This window comes from Nocardia fodinahabitans, assembly GCF_052983615.1.
Genome location: NZ_JBRJJC010000001.1, coordinates 474,721 through 493,615 on the forward strand (window position 1 = coordinate 474,721; position 18,895 = coordinate 493,615).

The following is an 18,895-nucleotide window of genomic DNA, read 5'->3' on the forward strand; positions in this document are numbered from 1 at the left end:
CTCGACGGGTGGCTCCCACCTCGCCGGATGAGCACGACGCCGCCGCGCCGACCGTGGTCGGCGACCTGTGGTCGCCCGCGTGCGCGGCTATCCGCACCTTTCTCAGACGCAACGAGATCGCCTGCCGCTGGGTGCAGCCCACCGACCCGGCAGGCCGGGACCTGCTCGCCGCGCACGGGTTCGAGGCCGCCGATACTCCCGTGCTGATCGGGCCGGACGGGAGGACCCTGCGCCCCGGCGACGAGGAGCAACTCGCCCGCTGGGTCGGGCTACATACCTCGCCCGATAGCGGCGGATACGACCTGCTCATCGTCGGCGGCGGGCCCGCGGGCATGGCCGCTGCCGTCTACGGCGCGTCCGAGGGCCTGCACACGGTCCTGCTCGAGCGCTGGGCGATCGGCGGGCAGGCCGGGCTGAGCGCACGCATCGAGAACTATCTCGGCTTCCCCGACGGCATCTCCGGCGCCCAGCTCACCGATCGGGCGCGACGCCAGGCGGGCAAGTTCGGCGCGGAATTGGTGATCAGCCTGACCGCCGACGCGCTCGACGCCGATGACGACGGCGTCACGGTGCGCTGCGGGGACACGACGGTGTCGGCGCGCTCGGCGATCATCGCCACGGGCGCTACCTTCCGTACCCTCGACGCGCCCGGCGTCGCGGACTTCGCCGGCCGCGGCGTCTACTACTTCTCGGCGCTCACCGAGGCGCCGCTGTGCTCGGGTGCCGACGTCTACATCGTCGGCGGCGCGAATTCGGCGGGCCAGGCGGCGGTCTATTTCGCCAGTTGCGCCCGCCGGGTGTTCCTGCTGGTCCGCGCCGAGTCGCTGGCCGCGGAGATGTCGACCTACCTGATCGAGCAGATCGAGTCGATCCGGGAGATCCACGTCCGCACCGGCACCGAGGTCGCGGCCGCGGCAGGCGGCACCCACCTCGAACGCCTCACCCTGCACGACCGGCGCACCGGCGCCATCGAGGAGGTCGCCGCGACCTGGCTGTTCGCCTTCATCGGCGCCGATCCCGCCACCGCCTGGCTCGGTCCCGGCGTCGCCCGCGACGATCGCGGCTACCTGCTGACCGGACCCGACATCGCCGCCGCGCCGCTCGCCGCCGCGCGCTGGCCGCTGACCCGCCCGCCGCTGCATCTGGAGACCACCGTGCCCGGGGTCTTCGCCGCGGGCGATGTGCGCGCCTACAACGGGCGCCGGGTCGCGGCCGCCGTCGGCGAGGGCTCGATGGCCGTGATGCTGGTCCACCAGTACCTGGGTGACTGAGCGCCGAAAACTCGGCGGCGCCGCGGATTTCGGTGCGGTAGCTTGGCGATCGTGACCACTGCTACCGAAGCGGACAGACTCTAGCCACCGGTCCGCCGGTGGCTGTTCCCGAGAGATCCGGCCGGGCATGCGCCTCGCCGGGCGAACGACACCGTGCCGACAGGCACGGCGATCCGTCGTGCTCCGGACACCGGCCGACCACTGTCTGCCCGTTGTAGCGCGCCCCCTGTGCCGGGACGCGCGCAGTCAGCTCGGTACCCGTGGGAGTCTTCTATGCCTTGGTGGTTGGTGGCGCTCTTCGCCGCCTCGTTCATTTTCTACACCGACGATTACGTGATCGCCGGTGTCCTGCCCGAGATCGCGGATGATCTCGGCGTGAGTCAGGCCGCCGCCGGTCAGCTCGTGACAGTCTTCGCTGTGACCGTCGCGGTCGTGGCGCCGGTCGCCGGGGTGCTGCTCGCGCGCGTCTCGCGCCGGACGCTGCTCGTGACCTGTCTGTGCGTCTTCGTCGCGGCCAATGTCGGCGCACTGCTGACACCGTCGTTCGGGGTCCTGATGGCGTGGCGGATCGTAGCCGCCGCGGCAGCCGCGGCAGCGACTCCGTCATTGTTCGCGACCGCGTTCCAGCGGGCGCCGGAGGGCAAGGCGGGCCGCTATCTCGCCGTGGTGACGCTGGGCGTGACCGGCTCGATCGCGGTCGGAGTGCCGATCGGGACCTGGATCGGCGGCGCCTTCGGCTGGCGCGCGAGCTTCGCCGCCATGGCCGTCGGCGGCGTGATCGTCCTCGGCGGACTCCTCGCGACGCTGCCCCGGCAGCGGCCCGACCGGGTAGTGCCGGACTGGAAAGCTCAGGTGCGCAGTCTCGGTCGGCGGCCGGTGACGGTCGGGCTGCTGGCGAACGTGTCGCTGATGACCGGGTCGATGATGATGCTCACCTACCTCGCGCCGTTCCTCACCGAGGTCGCCGGGTCGGGTGTCGATGCCCGTGCGGTGTCGTTCGGGCTGGCCGGCGTCGCGGGCATGGCCGGAATGTGCGGCGGTGGCCTGGCCACGGACAGGTGGGGGCCGGGGCGCGCGCTGGCGACCGGGATCGGGGCCATCACGGTCGCGATGGGATACCTGTGGGTGACCTGGGTCGTGCACCCGGTGCCGATCGCGGTGCTGCTGCCGGTCCTCACCGTGTGGGGCGCGGCCGCGTTCTGGAACGCACCCGCGATCCAGGCCCGGCTGGCGACGCTGACCGGCCCGCTCGCGCCACAGGCGTTGGCGCTCAACACCTCCGGCACCTATCTCGGCGTCTCGCTCGGCGGCGTCGCACTCGACGCGTGGGGCGTCGCGGCGCTGCCGCCGATCGCGGCCGGGTTCGCCCTGGCCGCGCTGCTGCTCCTCGCCGCCGCTAGGACGGATCGGCGGGCACCATGCCCGCGGCGAGCGCGGCGGTGACCATCCGGGCCACGATGCGCGCGAGTTCCGGTGCGCGCGTGTGGTCTTCGTCGAGCACGACGACCCACGCGAACAGCGGACCGAGCAGCAGCGCCTGCGTGATCGCCGGATCGGGGCGACGAGCCAGATCACGCCGGGCGATGGCGCGGTCGAGCAGCACGCCGATGACGGAGCGTTCCACCGCCAGGTAGATGGTGGCGAAGCGTTCCGTCAGGGTGGCATCGGCCCGGATATCGGCGAGCAGCCCCGTCATCGCATCGGAGCCGGAGCGACGGAGTTGCTCGCCGATCCGCTCGATCAGCGCGCCCAGACCGCCTGCGAGCGAGCCGGTGTCTGCTCGCAGCATACGAAACTCCGGTTCTCGTATGCCGCGATGCGTATTCGCGGTGCGGACCGGATCGGTCCACACCCCGCTTCTCTTCGTTTCGTCAGACGTTCGCCGTGCAGGCGGACAGGATGACGCTCGCCGCGCGCGGCGAGGCCGAACCCGGATCCGGGAACGGCGGCGCGCTGATCCCGAGCACGTCGATCGCCGAGCGCTCGGCCGCGGCCAGGGAGTAGTCCCAGGACCAGCCGAAGCGGTAGTCGGCGCCCTGCGCGACGGCACCGCAGGCATTGCGGAACTCGACGACGATCTGGCAGTCCCAGACGCCGCACTCGGCCAGCGCGGCCTGGCTCGCGGCCGCCCAGCTGCCGTAGTTGACCGCCGAAGCGACCACGGCTTCCTTCGACGACAAGGCCAGCGCGCCGTAGAGATCACCGGCGGCGGCCTGGAAGCCACCGTCACGAGAGACGGCGGTGTAACCGGGCGCCTCGGCGACCGCCACGCCGCTCTCGGCCGCGGCGGCCGAGCCGGCGTTCACGACGGTGAACGCGGCCACCGCGGACATGGCGGCCACACCCAGGGCATATTTGCCCACAACAGACATCAGTGAATCTCCCCATCGAAAAATCGGCTTCTCGGTCGAAGCCGAACCAATCATGAACCGCCGCACGCACTGTCGAGAAATAGCTTTCCCGAATTGCCCGCCCGGCCGGGTTCGGCGAAATCCATCGCGCGCCGATATGATCGCGACGCCAACCGATTTCGCTGACCGTGACGCCCGAATCCTCCCGGTCCGTCCGTCCGCCACAGACTAGCAACCCCCACCGACAAGCCCGGGATACTCGGCGCGGCCTCCCGGCCTAGCCTGCCGCGGCCAGTAGGTCGCGAGCCCGCATCAGCGCGAAACCGAGCAGGTTGAGACCCCGCCACCGCGCCGGGTCGGCGGTGCGCACGTCGTCGGCCGCCAGCCCGATCCCCCAGATCCGGTCCATGGGACTGGCTTCGACGAGGACGCGCGCGCCGGTGCCGAGCAGGTAGGTCCGCAGGGCGTCGTCCTGTCCGAACTTGGCCACGCTGCCCGCAACGACGATCTCGAAGCGGGCACCCGCCCAGACGGCGTCGTCGAAGGCGCGGATCTGCCTGCCCAGCTTCTTGGCCACGCTGGGATGATTCGCCGCCAGCACGCGGGCGGCGGTGCGCTCGTCGTCGAACAGCAGCGCCTTGCGCCACATCATGTAGTGCTCGGCGGTGCGGAATGTGGTGCCGTCGACGACGAATTCGGCGGGCCACCATTGGCTCAGGCAACTCGTGCCGAGCGTGCCGTAGGGGCGCGGGGTGTGCCCCCAGAACGTCAGGTACTTCGGTGCCGCACCCTGCTCGATCGCCTGACGCAGCTGCTCGACGGTGTCGACGGTCATGATCCCTCCCTGGTTTTGGTCCAGTGAACCATATACCGGGGAGTCGTCCTGCGCCAACGGTATTCGGGTCAGGCCAGGCGCGCCTCCACGGTCGGGCCGGTGTGGAAACTGCGGGCGATCATGGCCGAGCGCAGTTGCCACAGGCCCGAGCTCTGGGCGGGGTCGAGGCCGGTCAGCTGGGCGATGCGGCGCAGGCGGTAGTCGACGGTGTTGGTGTGGATGTGCAGCAGGCGAGCCGTGCGCCGGCGATTCATGTTGTTGGCGATGTGCACCCGCAGGGTCTCGAAGAGTTCGGGATGGCCGTCCAGCGGCGCGAGCAGTTCACCGAGCCGGGCGCGGCCGGGTCCGGGGCGGGTGAGCTGGTATTCCAGCGCCAGGTCACCGAAGCGGTAGAGACCGGGTTCGCAGTCGAGCCGTTCGACCATGTCGAGCAGCTCGTGCGCGCGCTCGGCGGCCGACGGGATCTCCTCGACGGTGGCCGGGACCAGCGCGCCGGTCACGTCGACATCGGCCGCGCGGGACAGCGCCGCGATCAGCGCGTCGAGGGCGACGGAGTCCATCAGCTCGGCGGGGATGAGCAGGGTCCCGCCGTCCACCGACAGCAGCGACAGCACCTGGTCGCCGCCATGGTGCGCGAGCGCGGCCTGCACCCGGCGCAGCGCGCGCCGGGCCATCACGGCCCGGTTCACCCGTGGATCGGCGGTCTCGGGAGGTCGCCGGATCGACAGCGCCAGCACCGAATACGCGTCGGCGACGGCGATCCCGCACTCGCGGGCCATGGTGACCGTGGACTGACCGGCCAGCAGCGCCGAGGTGAGCGTGTGCACGGCCGCGTGGTGCTCGCCCGCGACATCGCGGTGCTCCCGGATGTAGGCGCGGGTCACGGTGGTACACAGCTGATCCGAGATCGCCACCGCCCGGCGGAAGCCGGCGAGCAGACTCGCCCGGTCGTCGTCGGCGACGGCGTCGAAGACCGCGTCGAAACTCAGTCGCACCCCCTCGTGGAAGGCGTGCAGGATGGCGTCGATCGGCACGCCCTCGCGCGCCCAGCCCGCCGCGGCGACCGAGAGCCGGTTCAGCCGCTCGGTCTCGTCGCGGCCGTCGAGCATTCCGCCCACGATCTCCAGGCACAATCGGGTGACCGCGGTCACGTCACCGGAGATCGCGTCGCCGGGTAGCGTTCGGCAGGTGGCCACGGTGTCGACGAAGTGGCTCACCAGCGTGCCCGACAGCGTCCGGACATCGCGCAGCGGCTGCCACATCGGGGCTCCGTCCACGGGGATCGTCATCATCGTCGACTCCTTCCACACCGCGTCGGCGCGGCCGGCGGTGGTTCAGCTGCCGTAGTGCCTGCCTCTGTGATGGCCTACACTCCGGTTTCTCCGTGATCATGACTCTAGGATGAGCAACCGCTCACCTTCTACTCCTCTTTCGACCGAGGCCGCCGAATGCCACCGCAAGCCGATAAGCAGCGCAAACGCCCCAAGCAGGATCGGGCGAAGGAAACCCGCACCCGCATTCTCACCGTGTCTGCTCATCTTTTCGGCAGCCGCGGCATCGGCAACACCTCGACCAATCGGATCGCCGCCGAGGCGGGCATGAGCATCGGCACCCTGTACCGGTATTTCACCGACCGCGACGAGATCGTCAAGGAACTCACCGACAGCCTGTTCCTGCAGGTCGAGGACCGCTACGCCCGGCTGCTCACCGTCTCCGCCGACAAGCCGCCGCGCGACGCCGTCGCCGAGGTGATCCGGATCGCGGTGGAGATCCTCGTCGCCAACGGCCCCCTGGTGCGGGCGCTGGTGGCCGATCTGCACTTCTACGGCAGCGGCATCCCGGAATTCGAACCCCGGCTACGAATGATCATGAAGCTCTACCTCATCCATCTGCTCGGCCCGACCAAGGACATCGATGTCGACACCATGGCCTTCGTCGTCCTCAACGCCGGATTCGCCACGGCGCTGCGCTCGGTCGAGATGGAGGACCACGGCCTCGATCGCGAGGTCGTCATAGACCACACCGCCGACATGATCGGCGCCTGGATCGCCTCGCTCACCGAGCCGGATCCGGTCTAGGCGCACCGACCACGAAGGGCCCGGATCCGTACGACGGATCCGGGCCCTTCGGTGTGCCGTGATCAGCGGGCGTTGGCCGTGCAGATCGTCTTGACGACGTGGGCTCCGCTGAGGGCCGCCGAACCCGTGTTCGCCAGCAGCGCCCTCGGCTCCAGCTCGCCCAGGCTCGCGTAGGCCTCGGTCTCCGCGTCCCGGCTGGTGGCGCCCGTGCCGATGCCGATCGCGCCGTCGGCGCCCTCGACGATGACACCGCAACCGTTGGACCAGGCGGCCCAGATGTGGCAGTCGGCGGCGTCGCAGGCGGCGAGCGCCTCGTCGGCGGCAGCCTCGGCACTCGGCTGGTTCACGCTGTAGGCGAAGGCCCACTCCGCGTCGCTGAACGAGATGGCCGCGTGCAGGCTCTCCGCGTTCGCCGCACCGGCGCCGAAGACCGAACCGGCCGCAAGGCCGAGCGCCGCCACGGCGAGACCGGCCTTACCCATGAAACTCATCGAAAATTCTCCTCTGGAAATTGTCCCGGATGTCCGGAACCTCCAGATCATCGCCGAACAATCGCGTACGTCCAATAGTGTTGAGTAAAATCACAGCGCCGCAAACGAAGACATCACCGCGCGAACTCACCACGGTCCGACGAGGAATTCCAGCAGGGCCAGCCCGATCGCACCCAGAAACGCCGCGAACAATCCGGCCAGGACGGCGATCAGATAACCGCGCCGAGTCGGTGCCGGGCTCCCCCAGGTCATCGCCAGACCGCCCAGCGCGCCGGCCACCGCGAGCACCACCGCGCCGCCGAGCACCAGGTAGAAGATACTGCCGACCGCCGCGGTCAAGGCACCACCGATCCCGCTGGTATAGCCGACGAGCGGCACCGGAAATCGATAGACGGCGGCGGTCGTCGCGGCCGCCACCGGAGCGAGAACAACTGCGGCGAGGCCGCCGACGAGCGCATACCTGCCGCGTTCGGCGACCATGCTCCTGCTCGGCTCGGCCATTCCTCCATAATGCTCGTCCAGCCCCCACCCGCAACCATATATCGGCACCCGGCGCGATTCCGACGGTGCCAGGGAGACCGAAAAAGCCCGGATCCCCATGGAATCCGGGCCTTCTTCGCGGTGTTTTCTAGACCGTGAAGCCGAGGGCGCGCAGCTGTTCGCGACCGTCCTCGGTGATCTTGTCCGGGCCCCACGGAGGCATCCAGACCCAGTTGATCTTCAGGTCCTCGACCAGGCCGCTGCGCACCAGCGCGTTGCGGGACTGGTCCTCGATGACGTCGGTCAGCGGACAGGCCGCCGAGGTCAGCGTCATGTCGAGGGTGGCGATGTTGTCGTCGTCGACGGACATGCCGTAGACCAGGCCGAGGTCGACGACATTGATGCCGAGCTCGGGGTCGACGACATCGCGCATGGCCTCCTCGAGATTCTCGAGGTGCTCGAGCTGTTCGGGCGTCAGCTCCACCTCGGGAGCGGCCGCCTCGGTGGCTTCGACAGCCGGTGTCTCACTCATCACGCTTCCCCATTTCCCATGGCAGGCTTGGCATCCTCGGCCGAGGCGATCCGCACGACGGCGTCCTTGAACGCCATCCACCCCAGCAGTGCGCACTTCACGCGCGCCGGGTACTTGGCGACGCCCGCGAGTGCGATGCCGTCGCCGATCATGTCCTCGTCGCCCTCGACGGTGCCGCGGCTGGAGATCATCTCGCTGTAGGAGTCGACCACCTTCAGTGCCTGCTGCACCGGCAGCCCGATCACCTGATCGGTGAGGATCGAGGTGGCGGCCTGGCTGATCGAGCAGCCCTGACCGTCGTAGGAGACATCGGCGATCTCGCCCGCGCCGTCGATGTGCACGCGCAGGGTCACCTCGTCACCGCAGGTCGGGTTCACGTGGTGCACTTCGGCACCGAACGGCTCGCGCAGCCCGCGGTGGTGGGGATGTTTGTAATGGTCCAGGATCACTTCCTGGTACATCTGCTCCATGCGCATGACTTATGCAACTCCACAGTGTCTAATCATCGGCCCTCGCTGCGCTCACGCCGAAGAAGCTCTGAGCCTTCCGCACGGCCTGCACCAGCGCGTCGACCTCGTCGAGGGTGTTGTACACGGCGAACGACGCGCGCGCCGTCGCCGCGACACCGAACTTGCGGTGCAGCGGCCAGGCGCAGTGGTGCCCGACCCGGATGGCGACGCCCTGGTCGTCGAGGATCTGGCCCACGTCGTGGGCGTGGATGCCGTCGACCACGAACGACACCGCGCCACCGCGGTCCACGTTCTCGGTGGGGCCGATGATCCGCACGCCCTCGATCCCGCGCAGACCCTCGAGCGCGGCGCCGGTCAGCGCGTGCTCGTGAGCGGCGATCGCGTCCATGCCGAGGTCTTCCAGATAGCGCACCGCGGCGGCCAGCCCGACGACCTGTGAGGTCATCGGCGTACCCGCCTCGAAGCGCTGCGGCGGCGGCGCGTACGTGGTCCGCTCCATGGTGACGGTCTCGATCATCGACCCGCCGGTGATGTAGGGCGGGGTCTCCTCGAGCAGCGCCCGGCGGCCGTACAGTCCGCCCACGCCCATCGGGCCGAGCATCTTGTGGCCGGAGAACGCGGCGAAGTCCACGCCGAGCTCACGGAAGTTCACCGCCATGTGCGGCACCGACTGGCAGGCGTCGAGCACGACGATCGCGCCGACTTCCTTGGCCCGGCGGACCAATTCGGCCACCGGGGCGACCGCACCGGTCACGTTCGACTGATGGGTGAACGCGAGCACCTTGGTCGCGGCCGACAGTTCGAGCGAATCCAGGTCGATCCGACCGTCGTCGGTGATGCCGTACCACCTGAGCGTGGCGCCGGTGCGCCGCGCGAGTTCCTGCCACGGCACGAGATTCGCGTGGTGCTCGAGCTCGGTGATGACGATCTCGTCGCCCGGGCCCACCTGGTACGGGAACCGGTCGTCGCCGAAGGCGTTGGCCACCAGGTTCAGCGACTCGGTCGCGTTCTTGGTGAACACGATCTCCCCGGCGTCGGCGCCGACGAAGCGGGCGATGGCGACGCGGGCGTCCTCGTAGGAGTCGGTCGCCTCCTCCGCCAGCTGGTGTGCACCGCGGTGCACGGCCGAGTTGCGGGTGAGCAGGAAGTCGCGCTCGGCGTCCAGCACCTGCAGCGGACGCTGCGAGGTCGCCCCGGAATCCAGGTACACCAACGGTTTCCCGTCCCGGACCGTGCGGTTCAGGATCGGGAAGTCGGCCCGGATCCGGGCGACGTCGAGGGCGGGACCCGAGACAGACACAGCGGTCATGGTTGTCAGGCTCCAGCGGTGGCGGACGTGAAGCGCACGTAGCCGTTCGCGTCGAGTTCCTCGGCCAGCTCGGAGCCACCCTCGGCGACGATCCTGCCGTTGACGAACACGTGCACGAAGTCGGGCTTGATGTAGCGCAGGATGCGGGTGTAGTGCGTGATCAGCAGCACGCCGCCGTCCTCGCGCTCCTTGTAGCGGTTGACGCCCTCGGAGACGATGCGCAGCGCGTCGACATCCAGACCGGAGTCGGTCTCGTCGAGGATCGCGATCTTCGGCTTGAGCAGACCCAGCTGCAGGACCTCGTGACGCTTCTTCTCGCCACCGGAGAAGCCCTCGTTGACGCTGCGGTCGGCGAAGGCGGCGTCGATCTCGAGCTCCTTCATCGACTCCTTCACCTCCTTGACCCAGGTGCGCAGCTTGGGGGCCTCGCCGCGGACCGCGGTCGCGGCGGTGCGCAGGAAGTTCGACATCGAGACACCGGGAACCTCGACCGGGTACTGCATGGCCAGGAACAGGCCGGCCCGAGCACGCTCGTCGACCGACATCTCCAGCACGTCCTCACCATCGAGGGTGATGGTGCCCTGGGTGACGGTGTACTTCGGGTGACCCGCGATCACGTAGGACAGCGTCGACTTGCCCGAGCCGTTGGGGCCCATGATGGCGTGCGTCTCGCCGGAGCGCACGGTCAGGTTGACGCCGTTGAGGATCTGCTTCGACTCACCCTCGGGGGTGGTGATCTCGGCGTGCAGGTCCTTGATTTCCAAGGTGGTCATCGAATTCGAATTCCTTCGTGGGAGGTAAGAGTTGGTCAGATACCGACAGTGGCGAGCTCGGCCTCGATGGCCGCCTCCAGCCGCTCCCGGACCTCGGGGACCGCGATCTTCTGGATGATCTCGTGGAAGAAGCCGCGCACCACCAGGCGGCGGGCGACGTCTTCCGGGATGCCGCGCGAGCGCAGGTAGAACAGCTGCTCGTCGTCGAAACGGCCGGTGGCACTGGCGTGTCCGGCACCGGCGATCTCGCCGGTCTCGATCTCCAGGTTCGGCACCGAGTCGGCGCGCGCGCCGTCGGTGAGCACCAGGTTGCGGTTGGCCTCGTAGGTGTCGGTGCCCTCGGCGGCCGCGCGGATCAGCACGTCGCCGACCCACACGGTGCGGGCATCACCTTTGGCGGACTTCGGATCGCCCTGCAGCGCACCCTTGTACAGCACGTTGGACTTGCAGTTGGGCTCGGAGTGGTCGACCAGCAGGCGCTGCTCGAAGTGCTGGCCCGCGTCGGCGAAGTACAGGCCGAACAGCTCGGCCTCGCCGCCGGGACCGGCGTAGCGCACGGTGCCGGTGAGGCGCACCAGGTCGCCGCCGAGGGTGGCGGCGAAGTGGCGCACGGTGGCGTCGCGCCCCAGCTTCAGGTGGTGCGCGGTGGCGTGCACGGCGTCCTCGTCCCATTCCTGGACGGCGACGACGGTCAGCTTGGCGCTGTCACCCAGCACGAATTCGACGTTCTCGGCGTAGGTTCCGCTGCCGCGCTGGTCGAGGACCACGGTGGCGACGGCGAAGTTGTCCAGGCGCACCTGCAGGTGACCGTAGGCGGTCTTGCCCTCGCCCGGACCGGTGACGGTCACGGTGATCGGGTCGGCGACCTCGGTCTCCTGGCCGACGGTGATCACGGTCGCCGACTCGAAGCCCGAGTAGGCCTGGGCGGCGACCCGATCGGCGGGGGTACCGGCCTGGCCGAGGCGGGCGTCGGTGCGGTCCACCGTTTCCACGGTGACACCGGCGACCTCGCTCACCTCGACGGTGGCCTGGCCGTCGCGCACCGCGGTGCCGTCGTGCAGGCCGCGCAGCCGGCGCAGCGGGGTGAACCGCCACGCCTCGTCACGGCCCGAGGGCACCTCGAACTGGTCCACGTCGAACGAGGTGAAGACCTCGCCCTTGTTGACCGCGGCACCGGCGCCCGGATTCTGAATCGGCGTCTCGAGCGACGACATCAGCCAACGGCCCCTTCCATCTGCAGCTCGATGAGCCGGTTCAGTTCCAACGCGTATTCCATCGGCAGTTCCTTGGCGATGGGCTCGACGAAGCCGCGCACCACCATGGCCATCGCCTCGTCCTCGGTCAGACCGCGGCTCATCAGGTAGAACAGCTGGTCCTCGGAGACCTTGGAGACGGTCGCCTCGTGGCCCATGGTCACGTCGTCCTCGCGGATGTCGACGTAGGGGTAGGTGTCGGAGCGGCTGATCGTGTCGACCAGCAGCGCGTCGCACTTCACGGTCGACTTGGAGCCGTGGGCGCCCTTGTTGATCTGGACCAGACCGCGGTACGACGCGCGACCGCCACCACGCGCCACCGACTTCGACACGATGGTCGAGGAGGTGTGCGGGGCCAGGTGCAGCATCTTGGCACCGGTGTCCTGGTGCTGGCCGACGCCGGCGAACGCGACCGAGAGCACCTCGCCGTGGGCGTGCTCACCGGTCATCCAGACCGCCGGGTACTTCATGGTGACCTTGGAGCCGATGTTGCCGTCGACCCACTCCATGGTGGCGCCCGCCTCGGCCTTGGCCCGCTTGGTGACCAGGTTGTAGACGTTGTTGGACCAGTTCTGGATGGTCGTGTAGCGGCAGCGGCCGCCCTTCTTCACGATGATCTCGACGACCGCGGAGTGCAGCGAGTCGGACTTGTAGATCGGGGCTGTACAACCCTCGACGTAGTGGACGTAGGCGTCCTCGTCGACGATGATCAGCGTCCGCTCGAACTGGCCCATGTTCTCGGTGTTGATCCGGAAGTAGGCCTGCAGCGGGATGTCGACGTGCACGCCCGGCGGCACGTAGATGAACGAGCCACCCGACCAGACGGCGGTGTTGAGCGCGGAGAACTTGTTGTCACCGGCGGGGATCACCGAGCCGAAGTACTCCTGGAAGATCTCCGGGTGCTCCTTGAGCGCGGTGTCGGTGTCGAGGAAGATGACGCCCTGCTTCTCCAGGTCCTCGCGGATGGAGTGGTAGACGACCTCGGACTCGTACTGCGCCGCGACACCGGACACCAGGCGCTGCTTCTCCGCCTCGGGGATGCCCAGCTTGTCGTAGGTGTTCTTGATGTCCTCGGGCAGGTCTTCCCAGCTCTCGGCCTGCTTCTCCGACGAACGCACGAAGTACTTGATGTTGTCGAAGTCGATGCCGTCGAGGTTGGAACCCCAGTTCGGCATGGGCTTGCGATCGAAGATGCGCAGGGCCTTGAGGCGGATGTCGAGCATCCACTCCGGCTCGCTCTTCTTGGCCGAGATGTCGCGAACGACAGCCTCCGACAGGCCGCGTTGCGCGCTGGCACCGGCCACATCCGAATCGGCCCAGCCGTAACCGTAGTTGCCCAGCGAGGCGATGGTCTCGTCCTGGGTCAGCGGTTGCACCTGGTCGGTGGTCGTCGTCATTCGGCACTCCTTCCGGAGTCGTTCGTTCGTCCCGCCGCGGGCTGTGCGGCGGATGGGGTGGAAGCTGTTTTCGGGAGCGCGACCAGCGGTACGTGGGTGGTGCAGGCGCAATCGCCGTTGGCGATGGTCGCAAGTCGCTGGACGTGGGTGCCGAGCAGGTCCCGGAAAGCGTCCAGTTCGGCGTCGCACAACTGCGGGAACTCCTCGGCCACGTGGGCTACGGGGCAGTGATGCTGGCAGATCTGCACACCGGCGCCGACCTGGCGGGTGGTGGCGGCGAAACCGGCGTCGGCGAACGCTTCCGCGATCTCCTCGACCTTGGCTTCGATGACGGGCGCCGTGTGCTCGGCGACCGGCTCGATGCCGTCGACGATGGTGCGGGCCCGCTTGCGCGCGAATTCGGCGATGGCCGCCTCGCCGCCGATCTCGCCGAGCTGGCGGATCGCCGCGCCGGCCAGATCGTCGTAGGCGTGCCCGAGGTTGCCGCGCCCCGCCGCGGTCAGCTGGTACTGCTTGGCCGGACGGCCGCGGCCCTTCTGCTGCCACGGCGCCGACCGGCTCGCCCGCGCCTGTCCGGCGTCGATCAGCGCGTCGAGATGCCTGCGCACGCCCGCGGGCGCGAGCCCGAGTGCGGTGCCGATCGCGGTCGCGGTGATCGGGCCGTCTTCGAGCAGCAACTGGACGATCGCCGCCCTGGTGTGCCCTTCGTGCGCGGTCGCCGCCGGACCGGCGGACGACCGAGCGCCGGTCGTCTTACGACCGGTCCCGTCCACGTCTGTCCGCAAACCCACGGTTTTCACAACACCAGTGTGGCGGAATTACTTCCCTAAATCTAATAAGGGTCACCTGACAAAGGGTGCCCTGACCTGCGGCGAAGATCATCGGACAGCGGGACCACCCGGCAAAACCCCAGGTGCGGCCCTCGCGCCGGGGCCGGACCGCGCCGCCGAGGTGACCCATCGCACACGTCCGGAGGCCGGTCCGATGCCGCCGGAATTACGCAACACCGGTGTTGCGGCCCCGGTGGGTATCGCTCAGCGGTCGGCCCGCCCCGGCGTCGGGGCCGTGGCACGATGACGAGGTGTCCAACCCGCCCGCACCGACGTGTGTCCGCCATCCCGACCGACCCACCGGCCTCGCGTGCACCCGGTGCGGCAGGCCCGCCTGTCCCGAGTGCCTGTATCCCGCCGCTGTCGGCCAGCACTGCGTGGACTGCGTGCGCCAGGGGCAGCGCGACGTGCGCCAGGTACGCACCGTCGGCGGCGCGGCGGCCGGCGCGGCCGCGATCCCCTACGTCACCTACGGGTTGATCGCGATCAACGTCCTCGTCTATCTCGTCACCGCCGCCCAGGCGGGCAGCCCGATGGACAACTACCGAGGGTCGGCGCTGTTCCGGGAGTTCGTGCTGGTCCCGCTGCTGGTGGCCGACGGCGAGTGGTGGCGGCTACTCGGCTCCGGATTCCTGCACTACGGCGCGATCCACCTGCTGGTCAACATGTTCGCGCTCTACGTCGTCGGCCGCGATCTGGAGCGAGTGCTCGGCCGGGTGCGCTTCGCGTGCGTCTACCTGATCTCGCTGCTCGGCGGGTCCGCCGCGGTGATGGCCCTCTCGGACATGGTCACCGCCACCGCGGGCGCCTCCGGCGCGGTGTACGGCCTGTTCGGCGCGGTCACCGTGACCCTGATCCGGCTGCGGCAGAGCCCGACGCCGATGTTGGTCGTCATCGGCGTCAACGTGCTGATCAGCTTCTCGCTCCCCGGCATCTCGCTGTGGGGTCACCTCGGCGGGCTGGCCGCGGGCACGCTCGCCGCGCTCGGCATTCTGTTCGTCCCGGAATGGCTGTCGGCCCGGACGCCCGAGGCCGCACGGCGGATCGGGTGGGCTTCGCTGGGCGCGGTCGCGGTGGCATGCCTGGCCGTCATCGTCGCGGCCACGCTGATGGTGCGCGGCGACATCCCGGCCCCACCCGTCCAGGTGTCGGCCCCCGGCACCGAGGCACCGCGCTGACTCGGTGATCCGCGCTGGTCGACGACGCCGCGTCGACCGGAGCACCACCCGTGACGGCACGCCACACTAGGCTCGCTCTCCGTGGCGGTACTGGAAGGCGCGGCGCGCAAGACACTGGCGTTCGGGAGGCGGGCTCTCGGGCTCGACGTCTCGACGCCCGATCACACCGTCGCGGTGCTGCACCGCGACGAGAGCGAGGTGCCCGGTCTCGACCGGCACGAGCGCGCGCAGCTCGACCGCATCCGCCTGATGGGCGCGACCGGCGCGGTCCTCATGGCGATCGCAGCGCTGGGTATCGGCGCGCAACCGGTGCACCAGAACCCCGTCTCCGGCATGCGGGTGCTCGGCATCTTCGCGCGGGCGCACACCGGGTCGCTGGCGATGTGCATGTTCGGCACCGTGCTGGTGATCGGCGCGTGGCTGCTGCTCGGCCGGTTCGCGGTCGGCGGTCTGGCCGGATCGCCGCTGCATCGGCTGACCCGATCGCAGCTGGACCGGACGCTGCTGCTGTGGATCATCCCGCTGAGCGTGGCGCCGCCGATGTTCAGCAACGACGTCTATTCCTATCTGGCGCAGAGCGAGATCGCCGCGCGCGGCATCGACCCCTATCTGGAGGGTCCGGTCGCCGGCCTCGGTATCGACAATGTGCTCACCAACAACGTGCCGACCATCTGGCGCGACACCCCCGCGCCGTACGGCCCGCTGTTCCTCTGGATCGGCCGCGGCATCGCGGAACTGACCGGGGACAACATCATCGCCGGGGTGTGGGTGCACCGGCTGCTCGCCCTCGCGGGCGTGGCGCTGATCGTCTGGGCGCTGCCGCGGCTGTCGGTGCGCTGCGGTGTCGCGCCGGTGAGCGCGCTGTGGCTGGGCGCGGCCAACCCGCTGGTGCTGTTCCATCTGGTCGGCGGCGTGCACAACGACGCGCTCATGCTCGGTCTGATGCTGGCGGGGGTGGAGCTGATGCTGCGCGCGATCTACGGCGAGGGCGGCAGACCCGATCGGCTGACCGGGACCGGCCTCGCGCCGTTCGACGCCCGCGCCTACGGACTGCTGATCGGAGGCGCGGTGGTGATCACGCTGTCGTCCTCGATCAAATTCACCTCGATCATCGCGCTCGGCTTCGTCGGGATGGCGCTCGCCCGCCGCTGGGGCGGGGATCTCAAAGCTGTCGTCAAGGCGGCGCTGCTGCTCGGCGTGATCGCCGGGGTGACGACATTGTTCGTGAGTTCGGTGAGCGGCCTGGGCTTCGGCTGGATCTTCACCCTCAACACCGCCAGCGCCGTGCGCAGCTGGATGTCGCTGCCGACCGTCATCGGCATCATCACCGGATTCGGTGGCGTCCTGCTCGGCCTCGGTGACCACACGACCGCGCTGCTGTCGATCACCCGCCCGATCGCGGCGGCGGTCGCGGCCTACATCACGGTCCGCATGCTCGTCGCCACCGGCACCGGTCGCCTGCATCCGGTCGGCGCGCTGGGTGTCTCGCTGGGCGCGATCGTGCTGTTGTTCCCGGTGGTTCAGCCCTGGTACCTACTGTGGGCGATCGTGCCGCTGGCCGCCTGGGCCACCCAGCCGGTGTTCCGCGTGCCCGCCGTCGCGTTCTCCGCGGTCGTCTCGATGCTGGTGATGCCGCGCGGGGCGGAGTTCCAGGTCTTCCAGATCGTCGGCGCCGCACTGGCCGCCGCGGTCTGCTTCGCGTTGTTCTTCGCGCTCACCAGGCACTCCCTGCCGTGGCGGGCTCAGCCGGGGGTGTCGGCTCCGTCACAGGAGGGCACGGCTTACCGTGTGACATCGTGAGGGAGCGCAGCGAGCGAACCAAGGGCACAGCACCCATTGGCGCGACGGAGCCGAGCGTCAGCGAGGCGCAGTCGTGACAAGTCGCCCCGGACCCGCTGTTAGCGTCGACGGCGTGGTCAAGCGCTACGGCGAGACCACCGCGGTCGACGGCCTGCGGTTCGATGTCGAACAGGCCCAGGTGTTCGCGTTGCTCGGCCCCAACGGCGCGGGCAAGACCACCACCGTCGAGATGTGCGAGGGCTTCGTGCGCCCCGACGCGGGCACGGTCCGTGTCCTCGGCCTCGACCCGATCGCCGATTCCGAGCAGCTGCGTCCGCGCATCGGCGTCATGCTCCAGGGCGGCGGCGCCTACCCGGGTGCACGAGCGGGCGAGATGCTCGACCTGGTCGCCGCCTACTCGGCCGACCCGATCGATCCCGACTGGCTGCTGTCCACCCTGGGTCTGCGGGACAATCGCCGCACGCCCTACCGCCGCCTGTCCGGCGGCCAGCAGCAGCGCCTCGCGCTGGCCTGCGCGCTGGTCGGCAGGCCCGAGATCGTGTTCCTCGACGAGCCGACCGCCGGTCTGGACGCCCAGGCCCGGCTGATCGTGTGGGAGCTGATCGACGCCCTGCGCCGCGACGGCGTGAGCGTCGTGCTCACCACGCACATGATGGACGAGGCCGAGCAACTCGCCGACCAGCTGGTGATCATCGATCACGGGGAGATCGTCGCCCAGGGCACGCCCGCCGAGGTCACCGCGCACGGCGCCGCGGGCCAGCTGCGCTTCTGCGCCCCACCGAAGCTCGATATCGCCCTGCTGAAATCGGCACTGCCGGAAGGCTTCTCACCCCGCGAGACGACGCCGGGCACCTACCTGGTGGAGGGCGAGATCAACCCGCAGGTGCTGGCGACCGTCACCGCCTGGTGCGCCAGGATGGACGTGCTCGCCACCGACATCCGCATCGATCAGCGCCGCCTCGAAGACGTCTTCCTCGAACTGACCGGACGGGACCTGCGCGGATGACCGAGACCACCAGCCGGTTCCTGCCCGGCACCTTCGCCCCCGCCCCGCGCCCCGCCGCCCGGCGGGCGATGCTCGTCGCGCAGACCGGCCTCGAACTGAAGCTGCTGCTGCGCAACGGCGAACAGCTGCTGCTCACCATGTTCATCCCGATCACCCTGCTGATCGGGCTCACGCTGCTGCCGTTCGGCGAGCTCGGCGAGCACCGGGTCGACAAGGTGGTGCCGATGGTCATGATGACCGCGGTGATGTCGACCGCGTTCACCGGCCAGGCCATCGCCGTCGGCTTCGACCGGCGCTACGGCGCGCTCAAGCGGCTCGGCGCTACCCCGCTGCCCCGCTGGGGCGTGATCGCGGGCAAGTGCGCGGCGGTGCTGATCGTCGTGGTGCTGCAGGCGATCTTGCTCGGCGCGATCGGTGTCGCCCTGGGCTGGCGGCCCGGGATCGGCGGTCTCGCGCTCGGCGCGCTGGTGATCGCGCTCGGCACCGCGACCTTCGCGGCGATGGGCCTGCTGCTGGGCGGAACGCTCAAGGCCGAGGTCGTGCTGGCGCTGGCCAATATTCTCTGGTTCGTCATGCTCGGCGTCGCCAGTCTGGTGCTCGTCGGCGACTCGCTGCCCGATGTCGTCACGGTGCTCGTCCGGCTGGTGCCCTCCGGCGCGCTGGCGTTCGCGCTGGAGTCTGCGTTGACGGGCGCGATCGACTGGTTCGGGGTCGCGGTGCTCGCGATCTGGGGCGTGGTGTGCGGCTGGCTGGCGACCCGCCTGTTCCGGTTCAGCTGAGTGATCAACGACGCACTGTAGTAGCCCTGGTATCGGTCGGGATTTCGCGGCCAGTACCATCG

20 protein-coding genes are annotated in these 18,895 nt (G+C 69.6%); 7 read left to right on the top strand and 13 right to left on the bottom strand.

Annotation, left to right across the window (positions count from 1 at the left end):
• The first annotated feature begins 8 nt into the window (after window positions 1-8).
• A complete protein-coding gene (locus NV348_RS02190; RefSeq protein ID WP_447145447.1) occupies window positions 9-1,271 on the top strand; it encodes an NAD(P)/FAD-dependent oxidoreductase in 1,263 nt (420 codons plus the stop codon).
• 273 nt (window positions 1,272-1,544) lie between these two features.
• On the top strand, window positions 1,545-2,714 hold the full coding sequence (locus NV348_RS02195) for an MFS transporter (RefSeq protein WP_447145448.1): 1,170 nt from the start codon (window positions 1,545-1,547) through the stop codon (window positions 2,712-2,714).
• On the opposite strand, the gene NV348_RS02200 is transcribed toward NV348_RS02195, so the two are convergent.
• From NV348_RS02200 to NV348_RS02215, 4 genes are all read right to left on the bottom strand, one after another.
• The gene (locus tag NV348_RS02200; protein WP_447145449.1) at window positions 2,668-3,060 is read right to left on the bottom strand and encodes a TetR-like C-terminal domain-containing protein; all 393 of its coding nucleotides are present in this window, start codon (window positions 3,058-3,060) and stop codon (window positions 2,668-2,670) included. The two genes, NV348_RS02195 and NV348_RS02200, sit on opposite strands and share 47 nt — an antisense overlap.
• An 82-nt stretch (window positions 3,061-3,142) precedes the next feature.
• On the bottom strand, window positions 3,143-3,643 hold the full coding sequence (locus NV348_RS02205) for a DUF4189 domain-containing protein (RefSeq protein WP_447145450.1): 501 nt from the start codon (window positions 3,641-3,643) through the stop codon (window positions 3,143-3,145).
• A 256-nt stretch (window positions 3,644-3,899) separates the two neighbouring features.
• Window positions 3,900-4,457, bottom strand: a complete 558-nt coding sequence (gene ybiA, locus NV348_RS02210; protein WP_447145451.1) for a riboflavin biosynthesis intermediates N-glycosidase — start codon at window positions 4,455-4,457, stop codon at window positions 3,900-3,902.
• 68 nt (window positions 4,458-4,525) lie between these two features.
• Window positions 4,526-5,749, bottom strand: coding sequence for a PucR family transcriptional regulator (locus tag NV348_RS02215; protein WP_447145452.1), 1,224 nt, complete (start codon window positions 5,747-5,749; stop codon window positions 4,526-4,528).
• Between the two features lie 156 nt (window positions 5,750-5,905).
• Here NV348_RS02215 and NV348_RS02220 point away from each other — a divergent pair, with 156 nt between their 5' ends.
• Window positions 5,906-6,535, top strand: a complete 630-nt coding sequence (locus NV348_RS02220) for a TetR/AcrR family transcriptional regulator (protein ID WP_447145453.1) — start codon at window positions 5,906-5,908, stop codon at window positions 6,533-6,535.
• Window positions 6,536-6,597: 62 nt separating this feature from the next.
• On the opposite strand, the gene NV348_RS02225 is transcribed toward NV348_RS02220, so the two are convergent.
• The 9 genes from NV348_RS02225 to NV348_RS02265 all read right to left on the bottom strand — a co-directional run bounded on the left by NV348_RS02225 (window position 6,598) and on the right by NV348_RS02265 (window position 14,031).
• Window positions 6,598-7,026: a DUF4189 domain-containing protein gene (locus NV348_RS02225; protein ID WP_447145454.1), complete on the bottom strand. Its 429-nt coding sequence runs from the start codon at window positions 7,024-7,026 to the stop codon at window positions 6,598-6,600.
• A 126-nt stretch (window positions 7,027-7,152) separates the two neighbouring features.
• Window positions 7,153-7,527, bottom strand: coding sequence for a hypothetical protein (locus tag NV348_RS02230; protein WP_447145455.1), 375 nt, complete (start codon window positions 7,525-7,527; stop codon window positions 7,153-7,155).
• A 127-nt stretch (window positions 7,528-7,654) separates the two neighbouring features.
• Window positions 7,655-8,038, bottom strand: a complete 384-nt coding sequence (locus NV348_RS02235; RefSeq protein WP_447145456.1) for a metal-sulfur cluster assembly factor — start codon at window positions 8,036-8,038, stop codon at window positions 7,655-7,657.
• Window positions 8,038-8,514 carry a Fe-S cluster assembly sulfur transfer protein SufU gene (gene sufU / locus NV348_RS02240; protein ID WP_447145457.1) on the bottom strand — a complete coding sequence of 159 codons (477 nt, stop codon included), beginning with the start codon at window positions 8,512-8,514 and terminating at the stop codon, window positions 8,038-8,040. Before sufU ends, NV348_RS02235 begins: the two co-directional genes overlap by 1 nt.
• Window positions 8,515-8,536: 22 nt before the next feature.
• Window positions 8,537-9,817 (bottom strand): cysteine desulfurase, encoded by a 1,281-nt coding sequence (locus tag NV348_RS02245; RefSeq protein WP_447145458.1) that lies wholly within the window; start codon window positions 9,815-9,817, stop codon window positions 8,537-8,539.
• Between the two features lie 5 nt (window positions 9,818-9,822).
• A complete protein-coding gene (gene sufC / locus NV348_RS02250; RefSeq protein ID WP_447145459.1) occupies window positions 9,823-10,590 on the bottom strand; it encodes a Fe-S cluster assembly ATPase SufC in 768 nt (255 codons plus the stop codon).
• A 35-nt stretch (window positions 10,591-10,625) separates the two neighbouring features.
• The gene (gene sufD / locus NV348_RS02255) at window positions 10,626-11,804 is read right to left on the bottom strand and encodes a Fe-S cluster assembly protein SufD (protein WP_447145460.1); all 1,179 of its coding nucleotides are present in this window, start codon (window positions 11,802-11,804) and stop codon (window positions 10,626-10,628) included.
• Window positions 11,804-13,240, bottom strand: coding sequence for a Fe-S cluster assembly protein SufB (gene sufB, locus NV348_RS02260; protein WP_218718234.1), 1,437 nt, complete (start codon window positions 13,238-13,240; stop codon window positions 11,804-11,806). The genes sufD and sufB overlap by 1 nt, the downstream gene beginning before the upstream one ends.
• Complete coding sequence (locus NV348_RS02265; RefSeq protein ID WP_447145461.1) at window positions 13,237-14,031, bottom strand: helix-turn-helix transcriptional regulator; 795 nt, start codon at window positions 14,029-14,031, stop codon at window positions 13,237-13,239. The genes sufB and NV348_RS02265 overlap by 4 nt, the downstream gene beginning before the upstream one ends.
• A gap of 290 nt (window positions 14,032-14,321) precedes the next feature.
• Between NV348_RS02265 and NV348_RS02270 the strand changes: the two genes are divergently transcribed.
• The 4 genes from NV348_RS02270 (at window position 14,322) to NV348_RS02285 (ending at window position 18,833) form a co-directional block, all read left to right on the top strand.
• Window positions 14,322-15,248 carry a rhomboid family intramembrane serine protease gene (locus tag NV348_RS02270; RefSeq protein ID WP_447145462.1) on the top strand — a complete coding sequence of 309 codons (927 nt, stop codon included), beginning with the start codon at window positions 14,322-14,324 and terminating at the stop codon, window positions 15,246-15,248.
• Window positions 15,249-15,329: 81 nt separating this feature from the next.
• On the top strand, window positions 15,330-17,048 hold the full coding sequence (mptB, locus tag NV348_RS02275) for a polyprenol phosphomannose-dependent alpha 1,6 mannosyltransferase MptB (RefSeq protein WP_447145463.1): 1,719 nt from the start codon (window positions 15,330-15,332) through the stop codon (window positions 17,046-17,048).
• A 73-nt stretch (window positions 17,049-17,121) separates the two neighbouring features.
• Window positions 17,122-18,054 (top strand): ABC transporter ATP-binding protein, encoded by a 933-nt coding sequence (locus NV348_RS02280; protein WP_447145464.1) that lies wholly within the window; start codon window positions 17,122-17,124, stop codon window positions 18,052-18,054.
• Window positions 18,051-18,833 (top strand): ABC transporter permease, encoded by a 783-nt coding sequence (locus NV348_RS02285; protein ID WP_447145465.1) that lies wholly within the window; start codon window positions 18,051-18,053, stop codon window positions 18,831-18,833. Before NV348_RS02280 ends, NV348_RS02285 begins: the two co-directional genes overlap by 4 nt.
• The last annotated feature ends 62 nt before the right edge of the window (window positions 18,834-18,895 follow it).

Bases quoted from the DNA above. Each gene is read 5' to 3' on its own strand.
- ybiA (WP_447145451.1), bottom strand. From the start codon at position 4,457: ATGACCGTCGACACCGTCGAGCAGCTGCGTCAGGCGATCGAGCAGGGT.
- NV348_RS02205 (WP_447145450.1), bottom strand. From the start codon at position 3,643: ATGTCTGTTGTGGGCAAATATGCCCTGGGTGTGGCCGCCATGTCCGCG.
- NV348_RS02220 (WP_447145453.1), top strand. From the start codon at position 5,906: ATGCCACCGCAAGCCGATAAGCAGCGCAAACGCCCCAAGCAGGATCGG.
- sufC (WP_447145459.1), bottom strand. From the start codon at position 10,590: ATGACCACCTTGGAAATCAAGGACCTGCACGCCGAGATCACCACCCCC.
- sufU (WP_447145457.1), bottom strand. From the start codon at position 8,514: ATGCGCATGGAGCAGATGTACCAGGAAGTGATCCTGGACCATTACAAA.
- NV348_RS02245 (WP_447145458.1), bottom strand. From the start codon at position 9,817: ATGACCGCTGTGTCTGTCTCGGGTCCCGCCCTCGACGTCGCCCGGATC.
- NV348_RS02235 (WP_447145456.1), bottom strand. From the start codon at position 8,038: ATGAGTGAGACACCGGCTGTCGAAGCCACCGAGGCGGCCGCTCCCGAG.
- sufD (WP_447145460.1), bottom strand. From the start codon at position 11,804: ATGTCGTCGCTCGAGACGCCGATTCAGAATCCGGGCGCCGGTGCCGCG.
- NV348_RS02225 (WP_447145454.1), bottom strand. From the start codon at position 7,026: ATGAGTTTCATGGGTAAGGCCGGTCTCGCCGTGGCGGCGCTCGGCCTT.
- NV348_RS02230 (WP_447145455.1), bottom strand. From the start codon at position 7,527: ATGGCCGAGCCGAGCAGGAGCATGGTCGCCGAACGCGGCAGGTATGCG.
- NV348_RS02200 (WP_447145449.1), bottom strand. From the start codon at position 3,060: ATGCTGCGAGCAGACACCGGCTCGCTCGCAGGCGGTCTGGGCGCGCTG.
- sufB (WP_218718234.1), bottom strand. From the start codon at position 13,240: ATGACGACGACCACCGACCAGGTGCAACCGCTGACCCAGGACGAGACC.
- NV348_RS02195 (WP_447145448.1), top strand. From the start codon at position 1,545: ATGCCTTGGTGGTTGGTGGCGCTCTTCGCCGCCTCGTTCATTTTCTAC.
- NV348_RS02215 (WP_447145452.1), bottom strand. From the start codon at position 5,749: ATGATGACGATCCCCGTGGACGGAGCCCCGATGTGGCAGCCGCTGCGC.
- NV348_RS02285 (WP_447145465.1), top strand. From the start codon at position 18,051: ATGACCGAGACCACCAGCCGGTTCCTGCCCGGCACCTTCGCCCCCGCC.